Below are 12716 nucleotides of genomic sequence, written 5' to 3' on the forward strand. Positions count from 1 at the left end.
TAACCGGAGGCGCGCGAGTAGCGTGGGTGCATGACCTCTGCCGCCGAGCTGCTCGATCTCGCCACCGACATCGCCCGGGAAGCAGGCGAGCTCGCGCGGACCCGCCGCGCCGAGGGCGTGACGGTGGCCGCGACGAAGTCAGCGCTCGCCGACATCGTCACCGAGGCCGATCGCGAGGTGGAGGCGCTCATCCGTTCCCGCGTGGCGGCGGCGCGGCCCGATGACGGATTCCTCGGTGAGGAATCGGGTGGATCCGCCCCCGATGCCGAGATCACGTGGGTCGTGGACCCGATCGACGGCACGGTGAACTACGCCTATGGGCTTCCGGCGTGGGCGGTGAGCATCGCCGCGGTTGCGGGATCGGCCGATCCGCAGGAGTGGGAGGCGCTCGCGGCGGTGGTCTACGCGCCGGCGATCGGCGAGGTGTTCGCCGCAGCGCGGGGGAGCGGGGCCTTTCTCGATGGGCGGCAGATCCACGTGAACGCCGAGGTCGGCCCGGCGGGCGCGCTGGTGGCCACCGGGTTCGGATACGACCCGGCGACCCACGCGGGCACGCTCGCCCAGATCGCCCGCGTGATGCCGATCGCCCGTGATCTGCGCCGCGGAGGTGCCGCATCCCTGGACCTGAGCTATGTGGCCGCCGGGCGGCTGGACGCCTACTACGAGCGGGGCCTGCAACCCTGGGATCACGCGGCCGGCGCGCTCCTCGTCACCGAGGCCGGGGGAGTGGTCTCGGGGGCTCCCGGCGGCCGCCCCGGGCGCGCCATGACGATCGCCGCCGCGCCGCCCGTCTACGATCGACTGGTTGACCTTCTCGAGTTCTGACGGGACCGCTTTCATGGCATTCTCAGGGGACCTCGGATAGTGTTTATCTGATCGTTACCTTCGTCACCCGATCGGCGGAGGTGCTTGAAGCGTTCGCCCCGAAGCCCGCCGCCCCCACGGCATGACCCGGAAGCACCCTGCGTCTTGATCGACTCCCGCCAGGCTGAAACCGCGCCCCCCCAGCGGATCAGCCCGACTCCCGACGCGCCCGCGCTCACGCGGGCGGAGCTTCGTCGGAGGGCCCAGCTCGAAACCGCGAAATCCGCCTCCGCCCCCCCGGAGCGCCGCCGCTCACGAGAGCGGGCGCCATCGGAGGAGGCGCTCCCCGCGGTCGCCGTCGAGGACCTCCCCGATCTCGCGCCCGAGGCGCTCGAGCTCCCCGACCTTCCCGCCGAGGTCCCCCTCGTGGTGGAGACCGCCGCCGCGGCGGTGGACGCCTCGCCGACCCGTGTTCCGACAGCTCCGATCTCCCTCCCCTCGCGCCGCTCGCGTGTGCGTCCGATCCGCGTCGAGCCGGATGCCGCGCCGCAGCCCGCCGACGAAGCGACCGCCGCGGGCGACGTCGATGCCGGTGCATCCGAACCGGGGGTCGACGAATTCGAGGCTGCCGCGCGCCTGTTCTCCTTCACCGGGGAGACCCCGGTCCAGGTCGCTGCCGCCGCGCTCGCCGAGGAGGAGGCACCCGCATCGCCGCGCCCCACGCAGGGGTCGTCGTTCCGCCGGGTGGCTGCCGCATCCTTCTCCGTCGGGGTCATCGGTGTCGTCGGCCTGCTCACCGTGGGGATGACGACGCCCGTCGAGGCCGTCGCCGCCGCCCAGGGCGGTACAGCAGCCGTCAGCGTGCTCGCCCCGGGTGACGTCGCCCCCGATGAGAGCGAGATCCAGGCCTACGTCGCTCCGGCGCAGGTGGAGAACCAGGCCGTGACGCGCACGGATGACTACAAGGTGACTTCCATCGCCGAGATCGCGGCGGAGTCGGGCATCTCGAACTTCTCGAACCTGTTCGTCAACAACCCGAACTCGCCGATCCAGTGGCCGTTCGCCGTCGGCGTGCCGATGAGCTACGGCTTCGGCATGCGCTCGGGCACGATGCACCAGGGCATCGACTTCACCCCGGGTGCGGGCGCACCGGTGCAGGCCATCGCCGATGGCACTGTGCGGATCGCGACGGAATCGGGCGGTGCCTACGGCGTGATGGTCATCATCGATCACGTCATCGACGGGGAACTCGTCTCCAGTCGCTACGGCCACATGCAGTACGGCTCGCTGCAGGTCGTGACCGGTCAGCAGGTGAAGGTCGGCACCTTCATCGGCCGTACCGGCAACACGGGCCGCTCGTTCGGCGCCCACACGCACTTCGAGATCCTCGCCGGTGGCACCACCGCAATCGACCCGCTGCCGTGGCTGCGGTCGCACGCCGGAGGCTGACTTCCGTGTGAAGCGGATGCCGACGCTCTGGTATTCTCGTCTAGTTGCCCGGACGCGTCCGGGCGCGCCCCGATAGCTCAGTGGCAGAGCACTTCCATGGTAAGGAAGGGGTCGTCAGTTCAATCCTGACTCGGGGCTCGCAGCATCCGCACGGATGCGTCGCGGCAGGGTAGCTCAGTTGGTGAGAGCGCACGACTCATAATCGTGAGGTCGCGGGTTCAAGCCCCGCTCCTGCTACATATATTCCAGATCAGCCCCGGTTTTCGCCGGGGCTTTCTGGATTACGGATCCCACGATCCCGCACGTACCTCGCTCATTCGAGGGGGGAGCCCGCGAGACTGCACCTCCGCCACGAAACTGCTGCGCACGACCGCAGTTTCGTGGCGGAGGTGCAGTCTCGCGGTTCGGGGCGGGGTCAGGGCTCGTCGCCGGACGGACGATCGGCCCGTCGCGGATATCGGCCATATGGGGGACCCTCGAGCGCCACGGGGACGCGGTGCCCGTCAAGGCACATGTCGGGCGCACACCCGCCGCGTAGGGTCGGGGCATGAGCGGAGGGACGATGCCAGAGCCCCGGACCTTCCGGGCACCGATGCGCTCGCGGCGCGACGACGTGGACCATGCTGCCGCGGTGGAGCGTGCGCTCACCCACGGCCTCGTCGGTGTCGGCGGCGTCGTGGCCGCAGCGCCGCCGACGGTGGCGGACGCCGCGGCTCACGTGGCCGCCGTGCACGGCGAGCGGATGGCCCGTCGTCTCGAGCGGTTCGCCGCGGTGCCTGCCGGCGTCCTGGTATGGACGCGCGACGGCGATGGGCTGACCTGGCTCGGTCGCCTGGCCGGGCCGTGGCGGTACGACGACACGGCGCAGGCGCGGGACCTTGATCTCCCGCATGTCCGTGACTGCGCGTGGCTGGACCACCCGACCGACGACGAGGCTGTGCCGCCGCGTGTGCACCTCGCGTTCCGCAGGGGCGGGCGCAACTGGCAGGAGATCCGCGATGCCGCCGCGGCGACGGCGACCGCGACGCTGTGGGTCGCCGAGACGACGGGGTCGGCCGGCTTCAGCCCTGGGTGAGCCGGTACGACGGCTGCCGCAGCATCCGCACCCACGGATAAGCATCCGCCCCGGGGAGCATGCGCCGCACAGCGTCGAAGCGCAGCTCGCGGTCGTCCTGATCGGGAGCGGTGCGAAGGGTCAGCTCGGCGAACGGATGCCAGCGCCCCGACGGAGTCGCGAAGCACAGGCGAAGGCGCCAGGGCGTGGCGCGCAGGACGGCCGCGAGGGCTTCGGGATCGGCGGGAAGGTCCCCGGGTGTGCGCGGAAGGGCGCCCACGAGCACCGGACCGGACGCGCCGCGGTACGGCAGGACGCACGTGAGCACCGCGCGGGCGGGGGAGAGGTGCGGGATCAGCGCGAAGCGCGATGGCACCGCGATCCCGGTGGAGGCGAGCTCGACGTCGGCCGGGCCGCCGTCGTCGTCGACCCGCAGAGCCAGGCCGATGACATCCGGGAGCCACGCGGGCAGGCCCACCGACCGCGAGACGCGCGCCACGACGGCCACCTCTTGCAACGGGGCGTCGTCGATCCAGGTGATCCCCGACCGCGTGTGCTGACCGCTCCAGCGCAGGTGCCCCTCGAGCACCACGCCGTGGGCGTGGATGGGACGGGGGTGTCGCAGACGCAGCAGGATCGCGAAACCCCCGCGCAGGACGGTGCCGGCGAGCTGGGCGAGGGCAGTCAGCATCCCGGCATCCTGCCCCACCTGCGGGGTGCGCCTCATCCCGTTGACCCGGGCAGCCGGGAGCGTTAGTCCTAGAGGCATGGAACTCCTGCAGGCATGGCTCGATCGCTATCTCGTCGCGTGGCGCACCAACGACGCGGAAGACATCCGCGCGCTGTTCACCGACGACGCCACCTACGCGGGGAGCCCGCTCGATCCCGAGCCGTGGTCGGGCATCGATGCCATCGTCGAGGGGTGGGTGGCGCATCGCGATGAGCCGGGGGAGTGGCGGTTCGAGGGCGCGCCGCTGGCGGCGACCGGGGACGTCGGCATCATCGAAGGACGCACCGACTACGCCGACGGCCGCACGTACGCCAACATCTGGGTCGTGCGCTTCGCCGACGACGGGCGTGCGCGCTCCTTCGTGGAGTGGTTCGTCGAGCCCGGTACGCCGTGGGCATGACGGCAGGCACCCTCCGACGCCTGTGTCGCGGCCTCGCGCTCGCCGCGCTCGCCGCCGTCCTCTCCGGCTGCGGACCCATCCCCGCCGACACCGACGGGACGACCGATCGCATCCGGGGCGATGAGATCCGCATCGGCATCACCCACAACCCGCCGTGGACCGACACATCGGGTCGGCTCCCCGCAGGGTCGGAAGTCGAGCTGATGGAGGGTTTCGCCGAGAGCCTCGATGCCGAGATCGACTGGGTGGAAGACAGCGAGGGCGTCCTCGCCGACGCGCTGCGCGAGGGCGACATCGACATCGCGATCGGCGGGTACACCGATGACACCCCGTGGACGGATCAGGCCGCCGTCACCGCGCCCTACCTCGAGGCGCGCAACGACAGCGGGGTGACGGAGAAGCACGTCATGCTGACGCGACCGGGCGAGAACCAGCTGCTCGTGCGGTTGGAGACCTTCCTCCGCGGGGAGGCCGGCAGATGACCCGGGACGTTCTGACGGAGACCCTTCCACCGCGGCAACAGCGGATGCTGCGTCGTGCCATCAGGCTGGAGTGGGCGACGCTGGCCTTCCTCGTCGTGACGATCGCCGCCGTGGGGATCGTCACGGGCAGCTCGCAGGCGATGCGCGCGGCCTGGATCGAGGATCTGCTGTCGCTCGCACCACCGATCGCCTTCCTCGTGGCCGTGCGCATCATCCGGCGCCCTGCGACACGCACCTATCCCTACGGATTCTTCCGGTCCGTCGGCGTCGCCCACCTGGTCGCCGGCGTCGCGCTGTTCGCGATGGGCGCGTTCCTGCTCGTGGATTCGGTCCTGACTCTGATCCGCGGTGACCGGCCGCCCATCGGAACTGTCGTGCTCTTCGGGCAGACGGTGTGGCTGGGCTGGCTGATGATGGGCGTGATGGCGCTGACCATCCCGCTGCCGATCTACTTCGGCCACCAGAAGATGAAGCTGGCCGAAGAGCTCCACAACAAGGTCCTCTACGCGGATGCGGACATGAACAAGGCCGACTGGATGACGGCTGTCGGCACCATCGTGGGCGTCGGCGGCATCGGCCTCGGGCTGTGGTGGACGGATGCGGCGGCAGCGACGTTCATCGCCGCGAGCATCCTGTGGGACGGCGTCAAGAACACGCGCGCCGCCGTCACCGATCTGATGGACACGCGCGGAACCACGTTCGACGACAAGAAGCCGCACCCCGACCTCGACAAGGTTCACGATCTGCTGTCGAGCCTGCCGTGGGTCAGCGACGTGCGCACGCGCACGCGCGATCAGGGGCAGTTCTTCCACGTCGAGGCTTTCGTGATCCCCAAGCGCGGACGGACGCCCTCGCTCCGCAAGCTCGCCGAGGCGCAAGAGGGATGCCGCGCCCTCGACTGGAAGATCCACGACATCGTGATCGTTCCGGTGGCGGAATTCCCTGAGAACACCAGCGCCAGGTCGGATGCCTCCTGACGTCACGACCGGTGACCGGCGTCGACCGTACGCGCCCGGTCATGCTCGAAGCGCTCCTCGTCAAGTGCCCGCCGCGGCAGCGGATGAGACTGGCCGTATCGGCGGTGCGCTGAGGGCGCCGCCGGGAAATCCACCGAAGGAGACGAAGATGTCGGATCCCACTCCCGCTCTCGCAGACCCCGCCGTCGACGGAGCCGCCCCCGCGGCGGAGCCCGCACCGGAGGCGGCGGTGACGGAGATTCTGGCGCGCGTGCAGGCGCCCGAGGGCCAAGGCCGCGCCATCCGTGACGCTGCCACCGGCGACGTGGTCGGCCGTGCGCCCGAGCACACCGTCGACGACCTCGACGCGGCGATCGCCCGCGCCAAGGCGGCGCAGCCTGCCTGGGATGCGCTCGGCCACGAAGAGCGCAGCCGCCTCCTCTTGGAAGCCGCCGACCGCATCGATGCCGCCGCCGAGGCGCTCGCCCGCCTCCTGTCACGCGAGCAGGGCAAGCCGCTCAACGGCCCCAACGCGCGCTTCGAGGTCGGCGCGTGCTCGGCATGGCTGCGGACGGCCGCGACCACCGTGCTCGAGCCGCAGGTCGTCGTCGACGACGGCGAGGTCCACGCCGAGCTGGTGTACCGGGCCGTCGGTGTGGTCGGCGCGATCGGGCCGTGGAACTGGCCCATGATGATCGCCGTCTGGCAGATCGCCCCTGCTCTGCGCATGGGGAACACCGTCGTGGTGAAGCCCAGCGAGTACACGCCGCTCAGCGTCCTCGCTCTGCTGGACGTTCTCAACCAGGTGCTGCCCGCCGACGTGCTGATCGGCATCTCCGGTGACCGGGAGGTCGGGGCGCGCCTGTCATCGCACCCCGACATCGACAAGGTGATGTTCACCGGCTCGACCGCCACCGGTCGCAAGATCATCGAGAGCTCTGCCGGCAACCTCGCCCGTCTCACGCTCGAGCTCGGCGGCAACGACGCGGGGATCGTGCTCCCCGACGCCGACCCGCAGGCTATCGCCGAGGGGCTCTTCTGGGGCGCTTTCATCAACACCGGACAGACGTGCGCCGCCCTCAAGCGGCTGTACGTCCACGACTCGATCTACGAGGATGTCGTCTCCGCGCTCGGTGCTCTCGCCCAGCAGATTCCGATGGGGCGCGGACTCGACGAGCAGAACGTGCTCGGACCTCTGCAGAACCGCCAGCAGTTCGACATCGTCTCGCGTCTGGTCGAGGACGCGAAGGCCCGAGGCGGCCGGGTCGTGGCGGGCGGTGAACCGGCACCCGAGCTCGGCGAGCTGTTCTACCGCGCCACGATCATCGCCGACGTCGAAGACGGGATCGCGCTCGTGGACGAGGAGCAGTTCGGGCCCGCGCTCCCCATCATCCGCTACTCCGACGTCGACGACGCGGTCGCCAGTGCCAACCGTCTCGATGTGGGTCTCGGTGCGTCGGTGTGGTCCAGCGACCGGGAGCAGGCCCGCGAGGTCGCCGCGCGCATCCAGGCGGGGACCGTGTGGATCAATTCCCACGGCGGTGTGCATCCGATGATCCCGTTCGGCGGGGTGAAGGGCTCGGGCTACGGTCTCGAGTTCGGCGTCGAGGGGCTCAAGGCCGTCTCGGTCCCGCAGGTGATCAACGGCTGATGTGACTCATCCCGAGCCCCCGAGGGCTCGCCCTGACGAATCCGCCGGCGCGCTGACGCCTCCTCTCCGGCGCGATGGCGGGCTTCGCCGGCACGACGTTCTGGCAGGCCGTCGCCAGCGGCCTGGCCCTCATCGCCGCGATCGGGTTGAGCGCGCTGACCCACGTCCTGCGGGTGCGCATGGCATCCGCGAAGGCGCGCCGGCTCGCGAAGGCGGCCTGAGCACGACGGCGTGCCGCCCCGCGTCAGGCCCGCGAGGGCCGCACCACGCTGGGCGGCATGCCGTAGTGGGAGCGGAAGGTGCGGCTGAAGTGGGCGGCGTCGACGAACCCGTTCTCCAGCGCGATCGCGGTGACCGAGCGATTCGCCGCGCCCGGATCGATCAGCTGGTCGTAGCAGCGCTCCAGCCGGCGATTGCGGATGACCGTGGACACCGTGGTCCCCTGGTCGTTGAACAGGGCGTGGAGGTGGCGCACGGAGATGAAGTGCGCGGCCGCGATCATCGGCGGCGCGAGGTCGGCCGATGCCAGGTTCTCGTCGATGAAGTCGAGGACCCGCCGCATGAGGTCGCCGTGAGGGGACGCGAACGTCTGCGCTCCCAGGCCGTCCTCGATGAGGGTCGAGATCAGGTCGATCGCGCCGCGACAGAGCCGCCGTGCCGGATGCGCCGGCATCTGGCCGACCTGACTGGACAGCGAAGCGACATACGGCCGGACGATCGCGCCCACCGGCGAGTCGGCCCCCAAACGGGTCGCGGTGAGCCGCGCCGTCAGGTCGGACGGGAGGGACAGCAGCTCCTTGGGGAACATCACGACGGAGATGCGGGTGTCGTCGGAGCACAGCAGCGAGTACGGCCGGTCGGTGTCGTAGAACGTCATATCGCCGGTGCGAAGCGCGGTCTCGCGCCCGCCCTGGACGATGAGACCCGTCCCGCGCTCGACGAGCGTGAACTTGTAGTAGTGCTGCGGCGCTTCGCGGATCAGCGACTCGGTGCGGTGCACGGAGTGGGCATCGGCATCGATGCCGAGGACGTGCACGTCGCCTGCCGCACGCCCGCGCAGGGCGGCGCGGAAGGACGACGGGTCGTTCGCCTGCACGTTCAGTGCCACCACCGCGTCGGCGATCGCGGTGCGGAAGCCGTCGAGGGGCAGGACGCTGTCGTATGTCTCGGGAGGCGGTGCGTGGTGTGCGGTCATGGTCTCACTCCAGCGTGAAACGTGAATCGTATATGATTCGAGCCACGGTATCACTCTTTCGTCCGGCGGGTGCCTCCCATTGTCGCGAGGTCACGTTTCCGCTCCGTTACGGTCGTGGGCCGGGGGCTTTCCGATTCAGCCGAGCACGGCGGCGACGGCGGCGCGGAGCGCTCCCAGGAGGATCGGGACCTCGGCATCGGTGATGGCCAGCGGCGGGCGGATCTTCAGCACCGAGCCGGTCGGGCCGATGCGGCTGAGAAGGACGCCCTCCGCCTTGACGGCCTCGACGATCGCCTTCGTCCGCGCGCCGTCGGGGATCGTATGGGCCGCGTCACCGAACACGCCGAACCCGAAGAACAGCCCGTCGCCCTTGACCGGGCCGAGCGTCGGGTAGGCGCCTGTCACCTCGGCCAGCTCGGCGCGGATGACATCGCCCAGGCGTGCCGATCGCGCCGCCAGCGCCTCGTCGTCGAGGACGCGCAGCACCTCGAGCCCGACGGCTGCGGACACCGGATTGCCGGCGAAGGTGTTGAAGTACTCGTTGCGGGAGCCGAACTCCTCCAGCAGCGCGTCGGTGGTCACGACGGCCGCGAGCGGGTGCCCGTTTCCGAGCGGTTTGCCGAGCGTCACGAGGTCGGGGACGAGGTCGTATCGCTGGTACCCCCAGAAGTGCCGACCCGTGCGCGCGAGGCCGGCCTGCACCTCGTCGCCGATGACGAGGCCGCCGGCCGCGCGGACGCGGGCTGCGACGCCCTCGACGAAACCGTCGGGCACGCGCGGGAGGCCCTCCGTGGAGAAGATCGACTCGAGGATCACCGCGGCGACGCCGTACGTCTCGCGAAGCTCGTCGATCGCGGCGTCGACGCGCTCGAGGGCATCGTCCCGTACCCGGTCGGAGTCGGCTCCGGCGTAGGCGGCGGCATCCAGGTCGGGCACCGCGAACGCCCGCACGTTGTCGGCGAGCCCCTCGTGCGTCTTCAGGCCGGTGGTGGCCGCGGCCAGCAGCGAGGTGTTGCCGTGATAGCTGAAGTCGGTGACGAGGATGCCGCGTGAGGCGGTGTGCTGCATCGCGATGCGGAAGGCGAGCTCGTTGGCCTCGGAGCCGCTGTTGGCGAAGAGCACGCGATCCAGCTGCGGCTCGAACCGGGCGAGCAGCGTCTCGGCGTACTCCACGACCCGCTCGTTCAAGTAGCGGGTGTGGAGATTCAGCGTCGCCGCCTGCCGGCACATCGCGTCGACCACGCGAGGATGCGCGTGGCCGACGTGCGGCACGTTGTTGTACGCATCGAGGTATCGCCGCCCGCGGTCGTCGGTGAGCCAGACGCCCGATGCCGACACGAGATGCACGGGTTCGTCGTAGAAGAGGGGCGAGTGGCGCCCGATCGTGGCGAAGCGGCGCGCGAGGAGGTCGTCGGTGGTCATCGGTGCGTCTCCGATCGGTGCGGCGAGGTGCGCCAGGGGGCGGGCTCCCCCGCAGTGAGGGCGCCGGCGACGTCGGCGACCCACGGCGCCACGAAGGCGGCGATGAACTCGGATGCCGGGTCGGCGGGGCGCTGAGCGGCCCAGCCGAGATAGGTCAGTCCCCGCGCGAGCATGAGATCGTCCCAGACGGCCAGTTCCTCCGCGGCGAGCGGGCGGCTCTGCGCGTATCCACTCTGTACGGCGTATTCGAACTCGAGATAGCGCGGGTTGCGCGCGTGGTGGAACACCGCGGTGACGAGATCGAACGCGTACCAGCCGGTGCCGAAGTCGTCGAAATCGATGAGGACGACGCCGGCCGGTGTCAGCATCACGTTCTCGGGGGTCGCATCGGCGTGGATCACGCCGAAGACCTCCCTCGACCTGTCGAGTGCGGACAGCGTCCCCTGCACGTGGTCGCGGCCGCGCGAGATGGCACGGCGGGCATCGGGGGAGAGTCCCGCCAGGGCCGTGGGATCGCCCCACAGCGGCCGATCGCCGGCGAGTCCGTCGGCGTCCCACGCCGGTCGGCGGAAACCCTCCGGAGTGCCGATCCGGCCCGCCGCGGCGTGGAGCCTGCCGATCACCGTGCCGATCTCGGCGAAGGCGTCGGCGTGCGGGTCGTGGCTCCCCGACAATGCCCCCTCGATATCGCCGAAGGGAGTCGCATCGGCGATCCACTCCTGCACCGAGACCAGACGAGCGTGCCCCGCGGCGGCGACGACGCTGACGAGTTCGCCGTCGTCGGCACGGCGCACGCGCGGGACGGGAACTCCCGCCTCGGAGAGGGCGTCGAGATAACGCAGCTCGGTGCGGATCTCGTCGTCGTCGTGGTACCCGGGGCGATGGAGGCGCACGGCATAGCATCCCCCGTCGCTCGCGGTCACCCGGAAGACGTGATTCTCGCGGTACTTCACGAACTCCACATCGGCGGCGGGATCGATGCCGTAGCGCGCGAGCGCGTCCCGGACGAGGCGCGCGGCGCTGTCGAGTTCCATGGTTCTCCTCTGGTGGGGCTGCGCACACTCTGCCATACTCAAAGTTCAATTTCCAGAATCGAAGTCTGGATTCGAGGGGGACAGCATGCGCGAGCAGCGTCGTCAGCGGATGCGCGAAGACATCGTCGCCGCGACCCTCGTCCTGCTCGAGCGAGACGGCCTCGACGGCGTCAGCATCGAGCGCATCGCGGCACAGGCGGAGATGGCGCGCGCGACGATCTACGCGCACTTCCCCGACGGGCGTGACGAGATGCTGCGCGCGGCCTACGACGCGGCGGGCCGGATGCTCGTGAATCGAGCGCGTGCGGCGTCCCAGGGCGGCGCGACGTGGGAGGAGCGCATCCTGACCTACGCGCAGACGATGATCGACTTCTCCCGTTCGCCGACCCTCGGCAGCTTCTACAGCGTGTCGGGGCCGAGCCTGATCGGCTTCCGTGAGGGGGGTGGGGAGGGCTCGCGCGGCTACCGCGAAGACATCCGTGCCGAACTCACGGCCGCCCGGGAAGCCGGCGAGCTCTCGCCCGGCGCCGATCCGGAGGCGCTCGCCGTGCTGCTGTCCTCGAGCCTGCGCGATGCGGGGATCGACGCGGCCCGCCACCCCGACTCCGCGGTGCGCTACGTCGACGCCGTGCGCTACATCCTGCGGGGCCTGCGTGCCGCGCCGCCATCCGGACAGGAGCAGTCATGACCGAACCCGCACCCGTCGTCGCCATCACCGGCGGTGGCACCGGCATCGGGGCCGCTGCGGCGGAGCGCTTCGCGCGCGAGGGCTGGCGCGTGGCGGTCGTCGGTCGCCGTCCGGCGCTGCTCGACGCTGTTGCGGCGCGCACCGGTGCGCTCCCCGTGACCGCGGATGCGGCGGATCCCCGCCAGGCCGCCGGGGCGATCGCGACCATCCTCGAGGCTTACGGGCGCCTCGACGCCGTCGTCGCCAACGCCGGCGGGCACGGATTCGCGACCCTGGAGGCGACGACCGACGAGGACTGGGCGGCGAGCCTGCGCGGAAACCTCGACTCGGCGTTCGTCTTCCTCCGTGCCGCGGTGGAGCCGCTTCGCCGGGCGCGAGGGAGTGTCGTGGTGGTGTCATCCCTGGCGGGGCTCGCCGCCGGCCCGAGCACCCTGGGCTACACGACCGCCAAGCACGCGCTGATCGGCCTCACCCGTTCGATCGCCCGCGACTACGGCAACGACGGTGTGCGGGCGAACGCCATCTGCCCCGGATGGGTCCGCACGCCCATGGCCGACGCCGAGATGGACGAGTTCGCCGCCGCGGCGGGGCTGCCCGATCGCGCCACGGCCTACCGCACAGTCACCGCCGATGTGCCGCTGGCGCGCCCGGCCGAGCCGGCGGAGATCGCCGACGTGATCCACTTCCTGGCGTCCCCGGCGTCGTCGTACATCACCGGTGCGGTGCTCCCTGTCGACGGCGGTGCCGACAGCGTCGACCTCCCGACCACCGCCTTCGCCCGCGCCGGGATGTGAGGCGCGGGGGCAGGCGCGCGGCGAGCCTGCACGGACGGTCAAGGGCCCCGCACCGCG

The 12716-nt window shown here is 70.9% G+C and carries 14 protein-coding genes and 2 tRNA genes; 12 read left to right on the forward strand and 4 right to left on the reverse strand.

What is annotated here, in order from left to right; genetic code table 11:
- Positions 1-30 precede the first annotated feature (30 nt).
- From ACTU3I_RS06950 to ACTU3I_RS06970, 5 genes are all read left to right on the forward strand, one after another.
- Positions 31-825 (forward strand): inositol monophosphatase family protein, encoded by a 795-nt coding sequence (locus ACTU3I_RS06950; protein ID WP_442924928.1) that lies wholly within the window; start codon positions 31-33, stop codon positions 823-825.
- A gap of 144 nt (positions 826-969) precedes the next feature.
- Positions 970-2253, forward strand: a complete 1284-nt coding sequence (locus tag ACTU3I_RS06955) for a M23 family metallopeptidase (RefSeq protein ID WP_442924929.1) — start codon at positions 970-972, stop codon at positions 2251-2253.
- A gap of 66 nt (positions 2254-2319) precedes the next feature.
- Positions 2320-2391: transfer RNA gene (locus tag ACTU3I_RS06960), tRNA-Thr, on the forward strand.
- A gap of 25 nt (positions 2392-2416) precedes the next feature.
- A tRNA-Met gene (locus tag ACTU3I_RS06965) sits at positions 2417-2490 on the forward strand.
- 325 nt (positions 2491-2815) lie between these two features.
- Positions 2816-3328, forward strand: a complete 513-nt coding sequence (locus ACTU3I_RS06970; RefSeq protein ID WP_442924930.1) for a GAF domain-containing protein — start codon at positions 2816-2818, stop codon at positions 3326-3328.
- Here the strand turns inward: ACTU3I_RS06970 and ACTU3I_RS06975 are convergent.
- Positions 3315-4034 (reverse strand): hypothetical protein, encoded by a 720-nt coding sequence (locus ACTU3I_RS06975; protein ID WP_442924931.1) that lies wholly within the window; start codon positions 4032-4034, stop codon positions 3315-3317. The genes ACTU3I_RS06970 and ACTU3I_RS06975 overlap by 14 nt on opposite strands.
- Before the next feature lie 40 nt (positions 4035-4074).
- Here ACTU3I_RS06975 and ACTU3I_RS06980 point away from each other — a divergent pair, with 40 nt between their 5' ends.
- From ACTU3I_RS06980 to ACTU3I_RS07000, 5 genes are all read left to right on the forward strand, one after another.
- Positions 4075-4437 carry a nuclear transport factor 2 family protein gene (locus ACTU3I_RS06980; RefSeq protein ID WP_442924932.1) on the forward strand — a complete coding sequence of 121 codons (363 nt, stop codon included), beginning with the start codon at positions 4075-4077 and terminating at the stop codon, positions 4435-4437.
- Complete coding sequence (locus ACTU3I_RS06985) at positions 4434-4919, forward strand: transporter substrate-binding domain-containing protein (RefSeq protein ID WP_442924933.1); 486 nt, start codon at positions 4434-4436, stop codon at positions 4917-4919. Before ACTU3I_RS06980 ends, ACTU3I_RS06985 begins: the two co-directional genes overlap by 4 nt.
- Positions 4916-5896 (forward strand): cation transporter, encoded by a 981-nt coding sequence (locus ACTU3I_RS06990; RefSeq protein WP_442924934.1) that lies wholly within the window; start codon positions 4916-4918, stop codon positions 5894-5896. The genes ACTU3I_RS06985 and ACTU3I_RS06990 overlap by 4 nt, the downstream gene beginning before the upstream one ends.
- A 148-nt stretch (positions 5897-6044) precedes the next feature.
- A complete protein-coding gene (locus ACTU3I_RS06995; protein ID WP_442924935.1) occupies positions 6045-7526 on the forward strand; it encodes an aldehyde dehydrogenase family protein in 1482 nt (493 codons plus the stop codon).
- Between the two features lie 74 nt (positions 7527-7600).
- Positions 7601-7747, forward strand: a complete 147-nt coding sequence (locus ACTU3I_RS07000) for a hypothetical protein (RefSeq protein WP_442924936.1) — start codon at positions 7601-7603, stop codon at positions 7745-7747.
- A gap of 23 nt (positions 7748-7770) precedes the next feature.
- Here ACTU3I_RS07000 and ACTU3I_RS07005 read toward each other — a convergent pair whose 3' ends face one another.
- From ACTU3I_RS07005 to ACTU3I_RS07015, 3 genes are all read right to left on the reverse strand, one after another.
- A complete protein-coding gene (locus tag ACTU3I_RS07005) occupies positions 7771-8721 on the reverse strand; it encodes a helix-turn-helix domain-containing protein (RefSeq protein WP_442924937.1) in 951 nt (316 codons plus the stop codon).
- Positions 8722-8856: 135 nt separating this feature from the next.
- A complete protein-coding gene (locus tag ACTU3I_RS07010) occupies positions 8857-10143 on the reverse strand; it encodes an aspartate aminotransferase family protein (protein WP_442924938.1) in 1287 nt (428 codons plus the stop codon).
- Positions 10140-11177 carry a phosphotransferase enzyme family protein gene (locus ACTU3I_RS07015; protein ID WP_442924939.1) on the reverse strand — a complete coding sequence of 346 codons (1038 nt, stop codon included), beginning with the start codon at positions 11175-11177 and terminating at the stop codon, positions 10140-10142. The genes ACTU3I_RS07010 and ACTU3I_RS07015 overlap by 4 nt, the downstream gene beginning before the upstream one ends.
- A gap of 85 nt (positions 11178-11262) precedes the next feature.
- Between ACTU3I_RS07015 and ACTU3I_RS07020 the strand changes: the two genes are divergently transcribed.
- Positions 11263-11865, forward strand: a complete 603-nt coding sequence (locus ACTU3I_RS07020) for a TetR/AcrR family transcriptional regulator (protein WP_442924940.1) — start codon at positions 11263-11265, stop codon at positions 11863-11865.
- A complete protein-coding gene (locus ACTU3I_RS07025; RefSeq protein ID WP_442924941.1) occupies positions 11862-12659 on the forward strand; it encodes an SDR family NAD(P)-dependent oxidoreductase in 798 nt (265 codons plus the stop codon). Before ACTU3I_RS07020 ends, ACTU3I_RS07025 begins: the two co-directional genes overlap by 4 nt.
- Positions 12660-12716 lie beyond the last annotated feature (57 nt).

Origin of the sequence: Microbacterium sp. RD1 (genome assembly GCF_052220165.1) — a bacterium.
Lineage (GTDB): Bacteria > Actinomycetota > Actinomycetes > Actinomycetales > Microbacteriaceae > Microbacterium.